At 49.0% G+C, this 259-nt stretch carries 1 pseudogene; it reads left to right on the top strand.

What is annotated here, in order from left to right:
• A pseudogene (locus M3650_RS31550) lies at positions 1 to 259 on the top strand (IS5/IS1182 family transposase); the annotation flags it as partial.

Raw genomic sequence — 259 nt, 5'->3', positions numbered from 1 at the left:
CTTATTGTAGATTCGACCCATACCAAAGCTCGCTATACCCAAAAGACGCCGCAGGAGGTGCTCCGAGAACGCTCCAAAAAGCTGAGAAAAGTTATCTATTCGCTGGATGAATCGATGAAGAATGCCTTTCCGGCCAAACCGGTTACGGATGTCATCGAGGATGAAATCTCCTATTGCCAGCAGCTTGTCGTAGCAATTGAAGAGGATGAGCGTTTTGCCGGACTACCCAAGGTAACGGGACCGCTCAACCTGCTAAAAG

Source organism: Paenibacillus sp. MER TA 81-3 (genome assembly GCF_023713585.1).
In the GTDB taxonomy this organism is placed as follows: Bacteria; Bacillota; Bacilli; order Paenibacillales; family Paenibacillaceae; genus Paenibacillus_B; species Paenibacillus_B profundus.
This window is presented reverse-complemented; position numbering and strand designations above follow the sequence as displayed.